This window comes from Longilinea arvoryzae (assembly GCF_001050235.1).
Taxonomy (GTDB): domain Bacteria; phylum Chloroflexota; class Anaerolineae; order Anaerolineales; family Anaerolineaceae; genus Longilinea; species Longilinea arvoryzae.
On record NZ_DF967972.1, the window covers coordinates 3,357,081 to 3,376,666 of the forward strand.

A 19,586-nucleotide genomic window follows, 5' to 3' on the forward strand; every position below is an offset into this window, starting at 1 on the left:
AACTATCTCTTTTGAAATGTGTCCTCCACCGGGCGAAAAGCGAAGGCTGTTAGGTTAAAATTCGATTGCGTGTTCTTCAAGACAAGGGTAAAATCATTGTACTAAATCGCTGGATGGGTTTAATGCCGCTTGCCCCTGGTACGCTATTAAACGAAAGATATCGCATCGTCTCCATCCTCGGGCAGGGAGGGATGGGCGCTGTTTATCGTGCCACAGATGAAAACCTTGGCATTCCGGTTGCAGTTAAGGAAAATCTTTTCCTGACCGATGAATACGCCCGCCAATTCCAACGTGAAGCCAGTATATTAGCCAGTTTACGCCATCCCACCCTGCCGCGTGTCGGGGACTATTTTCAGATGGGTGATCAAGGCCAATACTTGATCATGGATTTCATCGACGGCGAGGATCTGCGACAGCGTATCGAGCGCGTAGGCACATTGAGTGAGCAGGAAGTGGTGTTGATCGGCGTTTCGATTTGCGATGCGCTGACCTACATGCACACGCGGACGCCAACGGTTCTTCACCGGGATATCAAACCCGGCAATATTAAAATTACTCCCGGCGGGGAAGTCCTGCTGGTGGATTTTGGACTTGCCAAGGTCGTTCAGGGCGAACAGGCCACCACGACCGGGGCCCGCGCGATGACGCCGGGTTATTCACCACCCGAACAGTATGGAACTGCGCGCACAGATGAACGCACGGATATCTATTCGCTGGGCGCAACCCTTTACGCCGGGTTGACCGGCGTGATTCCGGAAGACAGCCTGGCGCGCGCCACGGGCAAAGCCGAATTGACCCCCATCCGGGAATTGATGCCGCGTGTCAATCGCAAACTGGCCAGCGCCATCGAAAAAGCGTTGGAAGTCGACCCGGACGATCGCTATCAAACGGCCGCGGATTTCAAGCTGGCGTTGGCCGAAGCAGCCAACCTGCATGAGCTCACTCAAAAAAGGCCCATGGTTTCGCCGCCCCCACCACCTCCGGATGATGGCGACGGGAACGACAATGGAAATGGCGGCGACGCCGGCGGAGATGCTGCACCTGCAGTCGGTCTTCCACGTCGGAAATCCATCAGCCGCAAGCGGCGGGAATCGCCGATCCTGCGGATTCTGGCGATCGCCCTGATGGTTGTTTTGGGTTCGGGACTCGGTTTGATGATTGCCTATCCGGATCTTCCCAAAGCGGCTTTAGCCAACCTGGGGGGTACGGCTGGCGGAAACTCACCGGGGGCATTCGAACCGACCCAAACGATCCCGGTCATTCCCACCGAAACGCTGCATCCCACCGGTGAGGAAAACCTGACTCAGGCAGCCATCGGATCGAATGACTCATTCACGGCCACTCCAACGACCGGTACCGCCACGGAGACTGTGGCGATCACCCCATCGGCTACTCCGTTGGGCGGCGGCATGGGCCAGATCGCGTTTGTGTCCGACCGCACCGGAATCATGCAAATCTGGCTGATGAACAGCGACGGCAGCAATCAGGTTCAGCTCACCAGTGAAAACGAAGGCGCCTGCCAGCCGAACTGGTCGGCGGACGGGACGAAGCTGGCCTATATATCTCCCTGCCGGCGGAAAGAGGGCACCTACCCGGGCGCCAAGATTTTCATCCTCGATCTGGCGAGCGACAGCCAGCCCGTTCCCTTACCCGTCCCGCCGAGCCCGGCCGGGGATTTCGATCCCGCCTGGGCGCCGGACGGCAAGCGAATTGCATTTACTTCGCTGCGAACCGGCCGGCCGCACATTTTTGTCTACAACCTCGAAACCAGCAACCTACAGGAGTTGTCGGCGACGCGCTATTTCGATCGCCAGCCTTCCTGGTCTCCCAGCGGTATGCAAATTGCTTTCGTCCGCACGGTGGTTTTCGATCAGATCTGGATTATGACCGATACGGGCACCTTGAACGAACAATTTACGGTTTCGGGAGATATCAACAACCAGATGCCCACCTGGTCGCCGGATGGACAAATCATTTACTATTCCCAGGTAAGCGATAATAATGTCAAAACCTGGTTGACAGCCCTGCGGTATGAAGATCGAAAAACCTTCAAAGAATTCCGCATCCCGGCCGAAAACGTCGGCGCATATGGGCCGAAGTATAAACCGAGCATTTCATCGGATGGTTACTACATTACCTTCGAATGCTGGCCGGATGGAAATAATCACGACATCTACCGCATGGCCGTCAATGGATCCGATCTGGTCCGCCTGACAACCGATCCGGGCAATGATTTCAGCCCGGCCTGGCGGCCGTCCGGAAATTGATCCGGTCTCAGGATTGAGTCAATTGCGCCCGGTAGCCATCGGCAAAAAGAGCCGGTGTGCCGCCCGTGTGCCAGAAGAGCACGCTTTCATCCGGTTTGAAAAATCCCTTGCGGATCAAATCGATCAGCCCGGCAGCCGCCCGCCCGGTGTAAACCGGATCCAGCAGCAGCCCTTCATAGCGCGCGAATAACCGGATGGCCTCGACCTCGGCATCCCCCAGAACGGCATAACCGCCGCCCAGATAATCTGCGTTGGCGAGCACATCGGCCGGCCGGAGGATTTGCTTTTCACCCAGCAGGATGGATGCTTCACTGGCCAGATTGGCTACGGTTTGCTGCAGCTCGCCAACCGGCTGATCGATGCTGATGCCCAGCACTTTTCCGCCCCAGTTGGCCAGCTTCGCGCCCAGAACCAGTCCGGCCTGGGTTCCGCCGGAGGAAGACGCCACGACCATCCAATCCGGTCGAACGACATCCTGCTGCAAACATTCTTCGAAGGCGGCCGCATAGCCCAATGCGCCCAGCGGAGTCGAAGCGCCCAACGGCACCAGGTAGGGCCGCTTTCCCTCTTCCCAGGCGTGTTGAAATGTAGTCTGCAGGGCAGCTTCGCGCTGTTCGCGGCTCGTCCAGACGATGTCGGCTCCGAAGAATTGGTCCAAAAGCAGGTTGCCGGAAGGGGCCTGATTGGGGTCGCCGTTCAAGACCAGGATACAGTCCAGGTTGAACCGCGCCGCCAGGGCGGCCGTCTGCCGGCAGTGATTGGACTGCACGCCGCCCACGGTGATGAGGGTCTGCGCGCCGTTGGCCTGCGCTTCCGCCAGGACGAATTCCAGCTTGCGGGTCTTGTTTCCGCCAAACGCCAGCCCGGTCTGGTCATCCCGCTTGACCCACAGGCGCGGGCCGCCCAGGTGAGCGCTCAAACGCGGCAGCGGTTCGATCGGGGTCGGCAGGTGAGCCAGGCGGATGCGGGGGATTTGCTTCACAGACTGACCTCCTGGCGGGTATGTTGTTTTCCGCGCCGGCGCATCCAATCCAGGATTTTGGGCAGCGCCTGCATATATAACCTGTACCACCCGGGGCGGGTGGGAAAATCCCAGGCGCCCAACGACCGGAGGACCCGGCCGCCCAGTCCTTCTTTGAAACGGTAGACCCCCCACATCGAATCGCTTTCATCGAAGACTTCCGGAGCGCCCCACAGGTCATAGGCCTGACAACCTTTTTCCTTCGCCAGGCGCATGGCCTCCCACTGCAGCAAATAGTTGGGCATTTTATCGCGATGGATATCGCGCGACATGCCGTACAGGTACCAGGCCCGCGCGCCAAACCAAAATACGAACACAGCCGCCACCGCTTCGCCATCCACTTCGGCGATCAATGGGCAGGCCATATTCCGCTCCATGAATTGCTTCCAGACCATTTCATAATAAGACTGCGGGCGAATGACAAATCCATCCCGAACGGAGGTTTCTGCGTACATGCGATATAAAAAATCGAAATCAGCGCAGGTCCCACGGCGCACGCTCACCCCTTTGCGCTGCGCCAGGCGCAGGTTATAGCGCGTCTTTTGCTTCATGCGCGTCAGCCAGTCCTCTTCGCTGCCGTTCAGATCCAGGAGTACAGTGTTGCGAAATTGGATTTGCTCGGTCGAAAATCGCCAACCGCGTTGAGACAGCTCGGCCTCGATTTCACGCCCCAGGGATGTATTGTGTTCTTCCGGCGTGCCGGGCTGTCCCCAGCCCAGCGCTATTTCAGGGTCCAGCTTGATAAACATCGCCCCGGATCGAGATGCGTAGGACTCCAGATCGGAAAAAACACGCCTCCGCAGATCGACGTCCTCCCAATCCAGCAACGGACCGCGTGGGATGTATAATACTTTCAGACGAGCGGAAAAACCGCCCAGGCGCAATTCCCGCTGCAAGATCAGGGCAGCAGCGCAGACCTGGTTTTGATCGTTTCGCCAGACGCGCGGATCGGTTTTCCAACCGACCTGCTCCTTCACCTGCCCCCATTCCCGGGTTTGCAGCACGTGCGCGTTCGGCAGGCCGGCGATGAGTCGATCCCATTCATCGAGGTTGACAGCTTCAGGGTTCATCGATCGTCGCCCCCGATATCTCCAGGCGCCCCGTCTGCCAATCCAGGATGGCGCTGGCGTGCCCTGCGCCTGCCATGGGCCGGGGCAACTGTTCGCGTGTAAAAAAGCCCGCCTCACGGGTTTCCGGGGTCAGGCTTAGCTCGCCATCCCGGATCCGGCATTCATAAACCAGCAGAAAACCATTTCCGCGCGGATCGTCATCGAAATAATACCCACCCAGCAGGCGTCCGGCTCGCACAACCAGACCGGTTTCTTCCAGCACTTCGCGTTGAGCCGCTTCGGACGGATCTTCATCGGCCTCGACGTAACCGGCGGGCAAATACCAGCAATCCTTCCAGGGCTCGAAAGCGCGCCGCACCAGCAACAGGCGATCGTTTTTCAGAATCAAACCGGCCGCGCTGAGCTTGAGCTGCGGATAATAAACCCAACCGCACTGTGGACAGGCTTCCCGTTCGCGTTCATTCCAGGTGGTTTGCAATTCAGCGCCGCACTGCAGACAATGATGCGCCATTCTCCTACTCCTCCCCACGCCGCCGCAGGATGGCCTGATAAGCCTTGTAAAGCACCGGCTGGTACACCCGGTCCCAGGCCTGGGCGGAACGCATCAACCGGCCGCCAAATCCGCGTTTGAAGCGATAGACACCCCACAGGCCGTCCGATCGCGCTTCGAATTGTTCTTCCAGCGTCACTTCGTCCTCATCCGGCACGCCCCACAGATCATAACTCTGGCAACCATGGGCGGCCGCCCAGCGCATGGCCTCCCATTGCAACACGTAGGTTGGCATGCGGTTGCGCTCCTCGTCCGAACTGGCACCGTACAAATACCAGGCGCGTTCGCCTGAGGTAAAGGCCATCAACGCGGCCAGCCCCCGCCCCTGATATTCAGCAATCAGCAACGCGACCTTTCCGGTAGCGGAGAACAACTCGTAAGCGCGCTGGTAATAGTCCCGAGAATGAACACCGAATCCATCCCGCGTCCCGGTGGTTTGCATCAGGCGTTGAAATTCAGCCAGATCGGCGCTCTCGCGAACGACGATCTCCTTCTTTTGCGCCAGGCGGATGTTGTAACGGGTTTTTTGTTTCATCCGCGCCAGCCAATCTTCCTCGCGGCCGGATAGATCGATCCATATCGTGCGTCGGGGTTGGATCGTCCTGGCCGGTATAAATTCATTCAACTGGCCGGAATAATTGTCTTCCTGTTCACTCCATGCGTCAGGCTCGACTTTCAGAAAAATCGAGTGGCGCTGGCGGCAGAGACGGTCGATTTCAGGCCAAAGGGATGCCCAATTCTTCCCCAGAGGCCCCTTGGGAATATATGCGATGGTGAATCCAAGCGGAAGCCGGCGGAACAAAATCTGGGCGCCGTTATCACCGACCTGAATTCTCTCCGGAGACCATCCGAAAGGGATCTTCAATTCTCCCCATGCGCTGGTCTGTAATAAATGCACCTGTGGAAAATGGGTTAGAAATTCATCCCATTCGGAACGCGTCAATATCGTCATCAGTCGATCGCTGTCAATTCTGGCGGTGGCGTACAGCGGATCTCGGAGCCCGGAATTAGGTCGTCCAACATGCGAACGACAGAGGTCGCGTCGCCTTCGCGCGCCAGGCGGCCGAGTTCTTCCACCGCCCGCCGCAGCTTCTCGCCATGCAGTTCTTCCTGGGCGTCCAGGCGGAAAATATCCGGGTGCGGGGTGGGCTGGAAGGTGCAGCCTTCATCCCATAAATCTTCGCTGAGTTTTTCACCCGGGCGCACGCCGGTAAAGACGATTTCGATATCCCGGCCCGGGGTCAAACCGGATAACCGGATCAGATCTTCGGCCAGGTCGAGAATACGAATTTGCTGCCCCATGTTGAGCACGTAAGTCTCACCGCCCTGCCCCAGACTGGCGGATTGGAGCACGAGATACACCGCTTCCGGAATGGTCATGAAATAACGCCGCATATCCGGATGCGTGATGGTAATCGGCCCACCTCTGGCAATCTGACGCTTGAAAATGGGCACCACGCTGCCGCGACTGCCCAACACGTTGCCAAAACGGACGACCGAATAAGCCAGGCCGGAACGGGCGGCTGCATCCAGAACGATCATCTCGCCGATCCGTTTGGTTCCGCCCATCACGTTGACGGGACGAATGGCTTTGTCGGTGGAAATCATCACCAATCGTTCGACGCCATGGGAAACTGATAGGTCGACCAGATTTCGCGTCCCCAGGATGTTATTGGATACAGCTTCTTCGATGTTTTTTTCCATCATGGGCACGTGTTTGTGCGCCGCCGCATGGAAGACCACCTGCGGCTGATATTTATTCATCAAATTTTCCAGCCGGTCGCGGTCGCGCACATCACAAATCAACGGCTGGATTGGCAGACCCGGGAAGCTCTCCTGAAGATCAAGCAGTGTTTCGAAAATACTGTTCTCGCCATGTCCCAGCATCAGCAGTTCAGCCGGCCCCCAGCGAGCGATTTGACGGCACAACTCGCGGCCGATCGAACCGCCGGCGCCGGTCACCATCACCACCCGCCCATTCAGCGTCTCGCCGATTTCTTCATCCCGGATGCGGGCTGGCTCGCGCCGCAGCAGGTCGGTGATATCCACATCCCGCAGGCGGCTGACACTGACCTTTCCACCCAGCAGTTCATAGATGCCGGGCATGGTGCGGAAGGGAATGCCCTTCAGGCGGCAAATATCCGAAACCATACGAATGATCCGGCCGGGAGCGCTGGGAATGGCAATGATCACTTCATCGATATGCTGGTTGTCCAGCACGTGCGCCAGATCTGTGATCGTACCGACCACGGGAATGCCATAAATTTGCTGGCGCTGCTTGGTGGGATTGTCATCCAAAAAACCGGCGGCAGTCAGGTTGATTTGCGAGCTTCGCTGCAACTCGCGCACCACCAGCGCGCCTGCATCGCCTGCGCCAACGATCAACGCGCGTTTCGCCTGCGATTTATTGACATTCAGTGAGGCGTTTTCAGCCAGTACGCGCAAGGCCAATCGGAAACCGCCGCATAGAAGGATCGTCAGCAACCAATCGATCGCCAGCGCGGAGCGCGAAAGGCCGGCGAATACGCCCAGGCTGTGCAGGCTGATCAGCAAAACCGACACCACCAGGCTGGAAGTCGTCACCGCAAAAACGATCAGGGTCAATTCGCGCACGCTGGCGTATTTCCACATACGCCTGTACAGGCCAAAATATTGAAAGAAAAGAGGCTTGATAATGACAGATACGCCGATCAACCAGTATATGGTGGGGAGATATTGCAGGAATGCAGCGCCTAATTCAAGGCGAAGGGCATAACTGCCCATCGCCGATGCGACGATCAGCAAAATATCTCCCAACAGGATATACCGGCTACGAATCGTGGGTTTTGCCTTCATTCTTTATTGCCCTTTTAACCCAATAACGGTGCTGACCGTACGGATGAGGATCAGGATATCCAGCAATAAGGTTCGGTGCTTGATGTAGTAGAGGTCGTATTCCTGTTTGATGGTATTGGTCGGGACGTCCCAGGCATATCCGAAGTTCACTTGAGCCCATCCGGTCAGGCCGGGCTTGACGAACAGACGCGCCCGGTAAAATGGAATGTCGAGCTGGAATTTTTCGATCAATTCAGGTCGCTCAGATCGCGGCCCCACCAGGCTCATATCGCCTTTCAGAACATTAAAGAAGAACTGCGGCAATTCATCGAGATGGCTTCTTCGAAGGAACCGGCCGACGTTCGTCACGCGTTCGTCATTTTCAACGGCTGGCCGTGCGTGGCCATCTTTTTCAGCGTTCTGAACCATGGTGCGAAATTTGTAAATCTTGAACGGTTTCCCGTACATGCCCAGGCGCTCCTGGGTGTAGAAAAGCGGAAATCCGCTGTCAATCAAAGTGGCCAGCGCCACAAATGGCAAAATGAGCAGCATCCCCGCGGTGCCGATCAAGCCGCCCAGGATATCGATCAGGCGTTTCGCCAGATCGAAAAAAGCATTGGCGTGCGCCTGGTCGACAAAAGAGCGCAAAATCCAATCGGATTGAAGCAGTGCAATCGGTACTCGCCCAAGCAGTTCTTCGTACACACTGCCGAAAGTGGAGACCTCGATGCCGCGTTCGCGCGCTTCCAACAATGCATTGAACATGGTCGAATTCATCTCGCCCGAAATGGCAAAAATCAAATCCGAAATGCATTCCCGGTCGATGATCTCGAGCAGATCGGATCCTCCGCCAATGACCTTGACCTTTTCCACATCCTCCCCAATTTTGGAGGGATCGTCATCGATAAAACCAACGACGAAGAAAGGCGGCGGCCAAATTTGGTGGATCTGTTCGACCAGGGTACTGCCAGCTCTGCCGGCGCCCACGATGAGGACGCGGCGCATGAATTGCGGGGCCGTAAAAATATTGATGTAGAGAGAACGCCATCCCAGCGTAAACAGAGAGGCGGCCAAAACAAACCCAGCTACGCCACGCCGCGGCAGCGGGTCCTTGGCGATAAAAAAGATGAGCAGGTAGATGGCCATGCCAATGCCGGCCGCCAGGGCGATACCCCGCAACGTTTCCCTGCGGCTGTTGGCGCGGCGCATATCGTAAAGTTCGATGAGCAGGATCAGCCAGAAGGCCGGCAATAAGATGAACCAGGTTGGAACCCGTTCATTCAGGAATTTCCAGGAAAATTTTAACCACGCATCGCCCTGCGCCCAGAAATATAAAGCGATCAACAGGGCAATCAGGGTCACCAGCAAATCACCGATAAATAATAGAACGCGCTTGTCCGTGGCGCGCATTCGCCAGAGTGGTTTTTGATGATTTTGTGAATAGGCCATGGCTTATGATTCTACCGCCGATCTGATCAGGCTCCAAAGGAATCCAAAACCCCAGGAAAAATGCATGACTGAAATGGCCAGCGGGACTCCCATTATATACCGAAGATCGCGCTTTCTACGTACCACCGGTACGGACCCGGCTATCAATGCCAGAAGATAAAATCCAAGTTCAAAAAGCAGCAGCCAGCGCGCCAGCGGCAAAAACAATCCCGCCAGGGCCAGGATCAAAATACTTGCCGCAAAAAGAGGCGGCAAAGCCTGTCGCCAGCGGATGGTCGCCGGGTAGCGTTTCAACATGCGCAACTTCCAATAGCCGTAGCGGAAATATTGTTTCGCCAATCCCGAAAAGGTTGGGCGGGAAAAATACACCGAGTGAATGTCCGGATCCAGAAAAACCCGGCCGCCCCGCAAACGAATGCGCGTGTTGAGTTCGTAGTCTTCGTTCGACAGCAGGGTTTCGTCATACCCGCCAATATTGGCCAGATATGCGCGGTAAAACGAACCGAAAGGCACGGTGTCCACCGGACCGGGTTTGCTGCCGTAGCGGTAAAGCGCGTCCCCAACCCCGAAGGGATGGGCAGCGGCCGCGGAAATCGCCCGCGCAGTAAATGTGGCGGCGCCGGGCTGAATCTCCCACACGCCGCCAACATTATCTCCGAATTTCGATTCAAGGTCTCTGACGCAGCGTTCCACATAATTCAACGCCGGGACAGAATGAGCATCCAATCGAATCACAATTTCACCCGTAGCGGCGGCCAGGGCAACATTCAAGCCAGCCGGTATGTGCCGCCTGGGGTTGCTGACCAGGCGAACTCTCAAGTCCGGATGATCCGACTGAAACTGTGCGATGGCTTCTCGGGTTCGATCGGTCGAAAGGCCATCCGCGATGACCACTTCCATCCGCGCACGCGGGTAGGTCTGGTCATACAATGCCTGCAGAAGCAGCGGGATGGTCGCCTGTTCGTTATAGCATGGAATAATGATGGAAACTTGGGTCATGACCCTGCGCGAGGGAGCTATTTCTCTTCAGCCGGGAGAGAGGCAACGGCCTCGATTTCGACGGCGCCGCCTTTGGGTAGCGCTGCAACCTGGATAGCGGATCGCGCCGGTGGATTTTCGGTGAAGAATTCAGCATAGACAGAATTCATGCGCGCAAAATCATTGATATCGCGCAGAAATACCGTCGTTTTCACGACATAGGCAAGCCCCGTGCCAGCCGCCTGCAAAATGTGGCTCAGATTGGTCAAAGCCTGGCGCGTTTCTGCCTCCACGCCCCCCTCGACCAGGGCGCCGGTAACCGGATCAAGACCCAATTGCCCGGATGTGAAAACAAACGGGCCTGCTTTAATGGCCATCGAATAAGGGCCAATCGCCTTGGGTGCATTTTCGGCAGCGATGACAGTACGGTCTTCACAGCAATGACTCATGATTTTTCCTCGTATTTTGATTTTCTTATGCTGATTTTACGACAACTTCACCAATTTCGGGAGCGAACGGAGGCGTAAAAAGGCGGGCAATTCGAATTGCCCGCCTGGATGGAAGGATCGCGATCCTAGTAATGCAATTCCTTCGGCTTTGAACTGACCCGCTTTCGGAAGACCCAGTACGTCCAGCCCTGATAGGCCAGTACGATCGGCACGAAGATCAACGCCACCGTGCTCATGACGGTCAGGGTATAGGGACTGGATGAAGCATTGTCAACCGTCAAACTAAAGGCCGGGTCGATGCTCGATATCAGGACCCGCGGGAACAGGAGCATGAATAAAGTCGTGACAGCCAGGGCGATGGACAGCGTCATGAATGTGAATGCCCAACCATCCTGTTTTTGACGGACGAACCAGCCCACGACCAGGAGCGCAATCACGGTAAAGATCGGAATGACCCCCGGATCGATCCCCAATTTGGTGAGGATATCGGTTTTGAAATACATGCCAACTGTGTAACCCACCAGGACGATCACGAGGGGCAGCCACACCCGGCCGGCGATCTTGCGGGCAGGCTCCGAAATCTCCGTATCGGTTTTCAACGTCAGGAAGATGGCGCCGTGTAAGGTGAAGGCCAACAACGAAACCAGTCCACCCAGCAGGGCATACGGATTGAGTAGATTCCAGAAACCGCCCACGTACTGCATATGGGCATCGATCGGCACCCCCAACACGAAGTTCGTGAAGGCCACCCCCCATAACAGGGCGGGCACCAGACTGCCGACAAAGATCGCCCAGTCCCACAGACTGCGCCAGCGCGGATTGTCGTCCTTGCCGCGAAATTCAAACGCCACACCCCGCACGATCAAGGCAATCAGCATCAGAAACAACGGCAGATAGAAGCCACTGAATAGCGTGGCGTACCATTGCGGGAAGGCTGCAAATGTGGCTCCGCCGGCGGTGAGCAACCAGACTTCATTGCCGTCCCAGTGCGGTCCTATGGTATTGATCATTACGCGCCGCTTGGTATCCGTTTTGCCGAGAAACGGCAGCAGGATTCCCACCCCAAAATCGAAACCTTCGAGCACAAAATAGCCGATATACAATATGGCAATCAATATAAACCAAAGGACGTTTAATTGCATGTCAGCCTCCTATTCCTGGTAAGCTTCTTCGATCGCGATGGGCTTGCCCTCATCCGCCAACGGTTCAGGCCCGGCCTTGGCATACTTGGCCAGCAAATAGACATCCGCGATGAGTAGAAGACCGTAGACCAGGGTAAAACCGATCAACGACGCCAGGACCATGCCAGTCGATAGATTTGGCGAAAAAGCATCTTCTGTCTTGAGCAAGCCGTAGACCACCCATGGCTGCCGGCCGATCTCGGTCAAGATCCAGCCGGTGGTGTTGGATAGATACGGCAAGGCGATGAAAAACGGGAACAGGTTGAGGAATTTGAATTTCTCAGCCGGCCGGTTTTTCAAAACATTGAAGAGGGCATAGGCAGCCACGGCAAACATGAGAAAGCCCAGGCCGACCATGACACGGAAGGACCAGTAATTGATAAAGATGATGGGCGTGTAGTTCCCGGCGCCGTAGGTCTGCTCGTAATCCGCCTGAAGCTCGTTGATGCCCATGACCCGGCCGTTCAGGCGGTTGTAGGAAAGCAGACTGAGCAGCCTCGGAATGCGAATATCGACGATATTGCTTTTATTGGCCTGGTCGACGATGGTAAACAGCGATAAGGCGGCCGGATCTTCGCTATTCCACAATGCTTCTGCCGCCGCCATTTTCATGGGTTGAGTCTGGACCATGTGCTGCGCCTGGCTGTGGCCCACCAGAATGACCAGCAGAACGGCCACGCTGCCGAAGACCGCCGCGGTCTGGAACGAGCGGCGGAACATTCCATCCTTCTTGCGCAGCAAATGATAGGCGCTGATGCTCATCACAAAAAAGGCTGCCGTCGTAAAGCCGGAGAAAATCACATGCGGGAATTGCACCCAGACATTCGGGTTCTGGAGGAGCGCCCCAAAATCGCTCATCACGGCCCGACCATTCTGGATGCTGTAACCAACCGGTTGCTGCATGAAGGAATTGGCGATCAAGATCCACAATGCGGATATGACCGTGCCAAATGCCACCAGCCAGATCGCGGTCAGGTGCAGTTTCTTGGAGACCCTTTCCCAGCTAAAAATCCAGAAACCCAGGAAAGTGGATTCCAGGAAGAATGCCAGCAGGGCCTCGATCGCCAGCGGCGCGCCAAAGATATCCCCGACGAACCGGGAATATTCCGACCAGTTCATTCCAAACTGGAATTCCTGCACAATACCGGTCACCACACCCATGGCGAAATTGATCAGGAACAGCTTTCCCCAAAATTTTGCCATGCGCTTGTAATCCTCGTTGTTGGTGCGCGCGTATTGAGTTTCCATGAGCGCAACCAGCACCGAGAGGCCGATCGTTAACGGTACGAAAAAGAAATGATATATGGTCGTAACGGCGAATTGGATCTGCGAAAGAGTCAGCACATTCATAAACAACTCCTCATCAATGAAGTTCATCGCGACGTTTTATTAACGGATCCCCTATTCATAACAGTCTAGCGATCCGAGTCCCAAAAGCCTATGGAAGGGTGTCATTCGGCCATCCTGAATAATTTCCCCATGAATTCATCCTCTGTCATCACCCAATGACTTCCGGGATTTTCCACAATTGTAGATGAGGTTGGATGAACGCGCAATCATAAATCCAAAAGAGTTATTTTACCTAAAAAGGCCGGTGAAGGATTCGCGATTGTACGTATAGAACCCGCCTTAAAGACTGGTATAATTATTAGCTTGGTGCACAAAATTTCAAAACCTTTGGATCCTTATGCTTGAAAAGCTTGCCTCAATCGAAGCCCATTATGACGAATTAAGCCATCTGCTCGAACAGAGTTCAGATGACTATCAGCGTATCGCTGAACTGGCGAAGGAACGCGCTGAAATCGAACCCATCGTCCTGAAATCCCGCGAATATAAAACGCTGCTCAAGCAGGTCGAAGAAGCGCGCGACCTGTTGAACAGCGATGACGCTGAACTCCACGAACTGGCCACTGCCGAATTGCAGGAAATCGAACCCCAGGTTGTTCAACTGGAAAAAGATCTCAAAGCCCTGTTGGTGCCCAAAGATCCGCGCGATCACCGTAACGTCATCTTCGAAATTCGGGCCGGCACAGGCGGCGATGAAGCAGCATTGTTCGCCGCCGATTTGTTCCGCATGTATTCGCACTATGCCGAACGAAGAAACTGGAAAGTGGAAATCCTCTCGCAGAGTGAAATTGGCCTGGGCGGTTTCAAAGAAATCGTCTTCAATATCAAAGGCAAGGGCGCTTATTCGCGTATGAAATACGAATCCGGCGTCCACCGCGTGCAACGCGTACCCATCACCGAAGCCGCCGGGCGTATTCACACCTCCACCGTCACGGTGGCCGTCCTGGCGGAAGTTGAAGATGTGGATATCCAGATTCCGGAAAAAGATATCCAGATCGAAGTCTATCGTTCGGCAGGCGCCGGCGGCCAGAACGTGCAGAAAAACTCAACGGCTGTCCGCCTTCTGCACCTGCCTACCGGCCTGGTGGTGACCTGCCAGGATGAACGCTCGCAGTTGCAGAATAAATTGCGCGCCATGAATATCCTGCGCGCGCGCCTGTACGACCTGGAACAGCAAAAACGCCAGCAGGAACTGGATGACTCGCGCCGCTCGCAAATTGGCACGGGAGAGCGCTCCGAAAAGATCCGCACGTACAATTACCCTCAAAACCGGGTGACGGATCACCGCATCAATATTTCCTCTTTCAATCTTCCCGCGGTCATGGATGGCGAACTGGATGAATTTATCGACGAGCTGTCCATCCGGGAGGAAAGCGAACGCCTTTCGACGACCGGCGAGGAAGATGGAGACGAATAGCTGCGGAGCCTGGTTGGCATATGCCCGCCGCCGCCTAGAAACGGCCAGCCCGGATGCCTGGTTGGAAGCCCAACTTCTGCTGGCTCATGGATTTAATCAGACCCGCACTTGGGTGTTGACCCACCCGGAAAAACCACTGGACGCAAAAAAGCTCGAACTGCTCGACGATCTGTTGGAGCAGCGCCTTCAGGGAGTCCCCTTGCCCTACCTGCTTGGGCATTGGGAATTCTTTGGCCTGGATTTCATCGTTTCGCCGGATGTGCTCATTCCCCGCCCGGAGACGGAATTACTCGTCGAACAGGCGTTGACATGGTTGAAGCAACACCCCGATCGACGTCGCGCCGCCGATGTCGGCACCGGATCGGGCTGCATCGCCGTCAGTCTGGCTTACCATCAGACCGATCTCAACCTGGTTGCAACCGACCAATCCCAACCGGCTCTCGACATCGCCGGACAAAACGCGGTCCGTCACGGCGTTTCCGACCGCATCCGCTGGCAGAAGACCAACCTGCTGGATGGTTTTACAGGCCAATTGGACCTGGTTGTGGCGAATTTACCGTACATTCCTTCCGCCACCCTCGAAGAACTGTTGGTGTCCAAATTCGAACCGCTCAGCGCCCTGGACGGCGGCCCGGACGGTCTGCTGCTAATCAGCGCCCTCCTGGAAGACGCGCCGCGTTGGTGGGCGCCGGGCGGCGTGATTCTACTGGAAATCGAAGCCGGCCAGGGAGAAAGTGCGCCCGCCCTGGCGCGCTCTTTGCTGCCGGTTGCTCCAATTAACCTGCTGCCCGATCTGGCCGGCAAACCGCGCCTGTTGAAGATCGAGAACGAAAAATGAACTCAAAAATCCTTTCGGTGGATGACCCGAAATCACTACCGCGCGCTTTGGAAATCCTTCAGGCCGGCGGCGTCATCGCCTTCCCGACCGATACGGTCTACGGATTGGGCTGCCGGGTCGATTTGAGCCAATCCATCGATCGCATTTATCAAATCAAGGAACGCGACCAAGCCAAAGCGATTCCCGTGTTGATCGGCGACGTCGCGCACCTGGCCCGCGTGTCGGCCGGTCTGGGAGATACCGCCCGCAAGCTGGCGGCGTGTTTCTGGCCGGGTGCGCTCACGCTGGTCGTCCCGCGCAATCCCGGGCTGCCCGCCAACCTCTCACAACTGCCCACCATCGGTGTGCGCATGCCCGACCATTCTTTTGCCCTGACCCTCTTGCGAAGCGCGGGCCCTCTGGCGACCACCTCGGCCAACCTTTCCGGGCTGCCCAGCCCGGTGACCGCTCAGGACGTCCTGAACCAGCTCGAAGACCGGCTGGATCTGATCATTGACGGCGGCCCCTGCCCGGGTGGAGTGCCTTCGACGGTGGTGGATTGCACAGGCGTCGATCCGCGCATTCTACGTGAAGGCGCGATCACCCATGAATTGCTGGCGCAGGCCCTGGGCCGCGATTTCTAATCTTCTCCTAAACTATCCCTCATATTCGCCTTATTCTGACGCTCTACGCTAAGATTGCATTCTCCTGTAAGCGCCGCCTCAGCGATCCGGGCAATTGCTGAGGCGGCGTTTTCGATTCCGGTGACAGGTTTACTGTTTGCGTTTACTGGCGCTGGCCAGGAAGACGATCAAGAGCAGTGGCAGCGCGATGGCTGTGCATAAAATGGGGCTATCCGCCGGCGGATTCTCGCTTCCGCTCGGAGTCGTCGGCGTCGGGGTGATTTGTTGCTGGGCAGGCTGCTGGATAACAATCGTCGGCGTCGACGGGGAGGGCAGCGTGACGGCTAGAGCGGGTTGGCCCGCGTCGATGATCTCATACGCCTGACCGTCCACCACAATCACCACCCGTTGCCCCAGCGCCAGCGCCGAACCAACGTCCGGGCGCGCATTGGCCAGCGCGAAATAATCCGTCGAGAGGAAGGAAATCTGCTGCGGCTTCATCAGCGCCGGGTCGAAAGCCGTATCGTACCAGACGTCCTCCTTGAGCACGAAGGTGCGCGAACCGGCCAGTTTGACGCTCTGGGCAGCTTCCCCGGAGATTTCCGGAGCCGCCGGTGCAGACGACAGGGCGCCTTCCTCGGCTGCCTTGTTGACCGCGCCAGCGCCGCTGGCCTGGGTCGGCATGGCCTGGAGCTGTTGGAGGCTCTGGTCGGCAAGATCGCGTTGATTGGCCGCTCCCAGAGGCATCTCTTCAGTGACCAGGTAGGAAGTATATGGGGTGACGATACCGTAGCGAATGCTCAAACGGACGATCTGATCGATGGATTCCGGATCGGGACCCTGCAACCGAATCTGGGTGAGCAGGGCGCCGATCTTGCGGGTGGCCCACAGGCGCGGCAGATTCGAAAGCGGTCCGGTCTCGCTGTGATTGTCGTCGACGAAATTCTGATCCGTGAAGCGCAAAGTCTGTTCTTCGCCGTTTACCCGGCCATGCAGGCTGAGATCGAACGCGCCGCCCTTGCGATAGCGCCCGGTCACGATGATCTGCCCGCCGGCAAACAGATCCGGCAACGTCTGTGGATAAATGTCATAAACGCTTTGGTCGCCAAAATCAATCTCCAGGTTGGTCAACACTGGCGAACTGATGCTCTCGTAGAAGCCCGACAGCGCCTCGTCCAGCGCCTCGCCGGGCAGGACATAGGTGGTCTTGCCCTGATGTTCCTGCGCCAGTGAGTCGAGAAGCAGGGTGTCCACGTCATAACCGACGCCAAAGGTGAACAGGCGCAGGTTGGCCGGCGCAGCCGCCATGAAATTATCCAGGATTTTCTGGCGGTCGATTTCGCCCTCGGTGGGCAGCCCATCGGTCAGGAAAATCAGATAGGTCGGGCGGTCGCTTTTGGCAACCGATGCCGCTTCGAGCAGGGCGCGGTTGATATCCGTGCTTCCCAACGCGCTCAAACCATCCACCCACTTCAAAGCCGAATCCGCGTCCGCTGCCGGGCTCAGATCGCCGGCATATTCCTGAAGGGTTGAACTGAACGAGGAAAGATAGAAACGGTCCCCCGGGTTCAGATTCTTCAGGATAAAGCGCAGCGCGGCCTGCGCCTGAGAGAACTTTTCGCCTTCCATGCTGCCCGAACGATCCAGCACCAGCAGCAAGTCCTTGGCGACCGTTTCAGATTTCATACCCGGCGGCGGCGCCAGCAGCAGCATAAAGAAACCATCCTTCTCCGTTGCATCTCCCGGATCCCGGTAGGTGAACAGGTGGAAGGCTTCGCTTTCGCCCACCGAATAATACAGGGCAAAATCCTGATCCGGTATCAGGTTACTGGCTTCGTAAGTCGCGGTCGCGTCGTTTTCACCACTGCGGGTGACCTCGACCTTATGGGATGGCGAATAAAGCGTGCGAATGGGCGGGTCGGAATGGATCGAGATGCTCACCCGGACACTCTCCAGGGGTTGAACGGAAAATTTCTCTGTGTTGAGGGGATAAACATAGCGCACCAGGCCGTTGTCGACCGTCAGCGCCTGGCTGTATTCGAGTTCGATGCGGCGTTCCCCTTTGGGAGGAATGGGATAGATGCTGGCCTGGACGGCTCCGCGCCCGGCATACTCCAGCAGGGCCGGGTCGCGCAATGTGCGCACGATATTCTCATAGGTCTGACGGGCCTGGGCGGCGTCCAACACCTGCCCCTGGACCGGTTTCCCATCCACCCATAGCGTAAACCGGGTCACAACTGCGCCCAACGGAAGTGGGAACAGGTAGGTGCCTTCCACCTGCCAGTCGTTTGGGTTGTAAAAAACCTGATCGACGTGCGTCACGGCAATCTGGTTTTCGATTTTAACATCCACGTGGTGATATTTGATGGCCAGTTGCGCTACCGGAATGACCGGTGGGCAGCCATCCGCCGGGCAGGGCTGCGGCGTTGGAATAATGATTCCATCTGCCTGCACCGGAGCTGTCGCCAGGAGCAGCATGCACATTCCCAACAAAACGGCGAACCAGCGGGTTTTCATCTTCTCCTCCCGGCAGGATGGGAATCGGGCGTATACCAGCCTGCCTGAGGCTAAGACGCAGCCGCCTCTGCTAAAGTTCCGGGAGTCAATTACTCGTCCGGCGGCAGGGCCTCATTCTGGATTCTCCACATTCGGGCGTACAGGCCGTCCAGTTTCATCAATTGGCGGTGCGTTCCCCGTTCGACAACCTGGCCGCGATCGAGAACGACGATCTCGTCCATCCACTCCATGCCCTTCAGGCTGTGGGTGGCCCATAAGACTGTCTGTTCCTTCAAAACGGCGTGCAGGGTATGGATGATCTCGCGTTCGGTCAGCGGATCGAGATGAGCGGTCGGCTCATCCAGCAGGACAACCGGTGCATTCTGGAGCAGGGCGCGCGCCAGGGATAGGCGCTGCCTTTCACCGCCGCTCATCTGCTGTCCGCGTTCGCCCAGCCAGGTATCCAGACCGTCCGGCTGCCGGACGAACCAATCCCGCAGCCCGGCCTGATCCAGGGCGCGTTCGAAATCGCCCGCGCCGGCATCGGGATTGGCCAGGCGCAGATTCTCGCGCAGGGTCGCCGTGAACAGATAGGTTGTCTGCGAGACCAGTGAAAACAGCCGCCGCGCATCCTCGCTGCGGTAGGAACGGATATCCTGTCCATCGATGAAGACCGTCCCGGCTGGCACATCCCAGAAACGCATCAGGAGCGCCAGCAGGGTCGATTTTCCGGCGCCGCTCGGCCCGACCAGTGCCACCTTGCGGCCCGGCGTCAATTCCAAATCGGCGCCTTGCAGCGCGGGAGCAAGACCGGCTTCATACCGAAAGGTCAGGCTGCGCACCGAAAGATCGGCGCTCACCGGAGGTTTCGACGGCGCATCCGGTTCCGACACGGCCGGTTCCGCATCCACCAGCTCGAACAGGCGGCGCGCGGAATCGAGGCTGGCTTCGAGCATCTGCGCGGCCTGGGGCAGCGGCGCGACCGCCTCGAAACTGGACAGCGTCACCAGCGAAACGACCGCCAGCAGAACGCCGTCCAATTTTCCGGCCCCGACCAGCGGAATGGCAACCAGCAGGATGATGAACAGGGTCAGGTTGGCAGTCAGG

16 protein-coding genes are annotated in these 19,586 nt (G+C 57.1%); 4 read left to right on the plus strand and 12 right to left on the minus strand.

Features of this window, described 5'->3' with window-relative positions:
• The first annotated feature begins 122 nt into the window (after positions 1-122).
• A complete protein-coding gene (locus tag LARV_RS14985) occupies positions 123-2,267 on the plus strand; it encodes a WD40 repeat domain-containing serine/threonine protein kinase (protein ID WP_075074391.1) in 2,145 nt (714 codons plus the stop codon).
• A gap of 7 nt (positions 2,268-2,274) precedes the next feature.
• On the opposite strand, the gene LARV_RS14990 is transcribed toward LARV_RS14985, so the two are convergent.
• The 10 genes from LARV_RS14990 to LARV_RS15035 all read right to left on the minus strand — a co-directional run bounded on the left by LARV_RS14990 (position 2,275) and on the right by LARV_RS15035 (position 13,129).
• Positions 2,275-3,249: a D-cysteine desulfhydrase family protein gene (locus tag LARV_RS14990; protein ID WP_083522612.1), complete on the minus strand. Its 975-nt coding sequence runs from the start codon at positions 3,247-3,249 to the stop codon at positions 2,275-2,277.
• Positions 3,246-4,358 carry a lipid II:glycine glycyltransferase FemX gene (locus LARV_RS14995; RefSeq protein WP_075074393.1) on the minus strand — a complete coding sequence of 371 codons (1,113 nt, stop codon included), beginning with the start codon at positions 4,356-4,358 and terminating at the stop codon, positions 3,246-3,248. Before LARV_RS14995 ends, LARV_RS14990 begins: the two co-directional genes overlap by 4 nt.
• The gene (locus LARV_RS15000) at positions 4,348-4,869 is read right to left on the minus strand and encodes an NUDIX hydrolase (RefSeq protein ID WP_075074394.1); all 522 of its coding nucleotides are present in this window, start codon (positions 4,867-4,869) and stop codon (positions 4,348-4,350) included. The genes LARV_RS14995 and LARV_RS15000 overlap by 11 nt, the downstream gene beginning before the upstream one ends.
• 4 nt (positions 4,870-4,873) lie before the next feature.
• The gene (locus tag LARV_RS15005; RefSeq protein WP_075074395.1) at positions 4,874-5,860 is read right to left on the minus strand and encodes a lipid II:glycine glycyltransferase FemX; all 987 of its coding nucleotides are present in this window, start codon (positions 5,858-5,860) and stop codon (positions 4,874-4,876) included.
• Complete coding sequence (locus LARV_RS15010) at positions 5,860-7,743, minus strand: polysaccharide biosynthesis protein (RefSeq protein ID WP_075074396.1); 1,884 nt, start codon at positions 7,741-7,743, stop codon at positions 5,860-5,862. Before LARV_RS15010 ends, LARV_RS15005 begins: the two co-directional genes overlap by 1 nt.
• A gap of 3 nt (positions 7,744-7,746) precedes the next feature.
• On the minus strand, positions 7,747-9,171 hold the full coding sequence (locus LARV_RS15015; RefSeq protein WP_075074397.1) for a sugar transferase: 1,425 nt from the start codon (positions 9,169-9,171) through the stop codon (positions 7,747-7,749).
• A gap of 3 nt (positions 9,172-9,174) precedes the next feature.
• Positions 9,175-10,170 carry a glycosyltransferase family 2 protein gene (locus LARV_RS15020; RefSeq protein WP_075074398.1) on the minus strand — a complete coding sequence of 332 codons (996 nt, stop codon included), beginning with the start codon at positions 10,168-10,170 and terminating at the stop codon, positions 9,175-9,177.
• A 17-nt stretch (positions 10,171-10,187) separates the two neighbouring features.
• On the minus strand, positions 10,188-10,598 hold the full coding sequence (locus LARV_RS15025) for a RidA family protein (protein WP_075074399.1): 411 nt from the start codon (positions 10,596-10,598) through the stop codon (positions 10,188-10,190).
• A 125-nt stretch (positions 10,599-10,723) separates the two neighbouring features.
• The gene (gene cydB, locus LARV_RS15030; RefSeq protein WP_075074400.1) at positions 10,724-11,740 is read right to left on the minus strand and encodes a cytochrome d ubiquinol oxidase subunit II; all 1,017 of its coding nucleotides are present in this window, start codon (positions 11,738-11,740) and stop codon (positions 10,724-10,726) included.
• Positions 11,741-11,749: 9 nt separating this feature from the next.
• Positions 11,750-13,129: a cytochrome ubiquinol oxidase subunit I gene (locus LARV_RS15035; protein ID WP_075074401.1), complete on the minus strand. Its 1,380-nt coding sequence runs from the start codon at positions 13,127-13,129 to the stop codon at positions 11,750-11,752.
• Between the two features lie 337 nt (positions 13,130-13,466).
• Here LARV_RS15035 and prfA point away from each other — a divergent pair, with 337 nt between their 5' ends.
• From prfA to LARV_RS15050, 3 genes are read left to right on the plus strand one after another with little or no spacing between them, the layout of a single operon-like run.
• A complete protein-coding gene (gene prfA, locus LARV_RS15040) occupies positions 13,467-14,543 on the plus strand; it encodes a peptide chain release factor 1 (RefSeq protein WP_075074402.1) in 1,077 nt (358 codons plus the stop codon).
• Entirely contained in the window at positions 14,530-15,381 is an 852-nt protein-coding gene (prmC, locus tag LARV_RS15045) for a peptide chain release factor N(5)-glutamine methyltransferase (RefSeq protein ID WP_075074403.1), read from the plus strand. Before prfA ends, prmC begins: the two co-directional genes overlap by 14 nt.
• Entirely contained in the window at positions 15,378-16,004 is a 627-nt protein-coding gene (locus LARV_RS15050) for an L-threonylcarbamoyladenylate synthase (RefSeq protein WP_075074404.1), read from the plus strand. Before prmC ends, LARV_RS15050 begins: the two co-directional genes overlap by 4 nt.
• A 129-nt stretch (positions 16,005-16,133) precedes the next feature.
• Here the strand turns inward: LARV_RS15050 and LARV_RS15055 are convergent, their stop codons facing one another.
• Positions 16,134-18,500 (minus strand): VIT domain-containing protein, encoded by a 2,367-nt coding sequence (locus LARV_RS15055; RefSeq protein ID WP_075074405.1) that lies wholly within the window; start codon positions 18,498-18,500, stop codon positions 16,134-16,136.
• A gap of 89 nt (positions 18,501-18,589) precedes the next feature.
• Positions 18,590-19,586: amino acid ABC transporter ATP-binding/permease protein (locus LARV_RS20415; protein ID WP_172797891.1), on the minus strand; the 997-nt coding region annotated here is incomplete at its 5' end.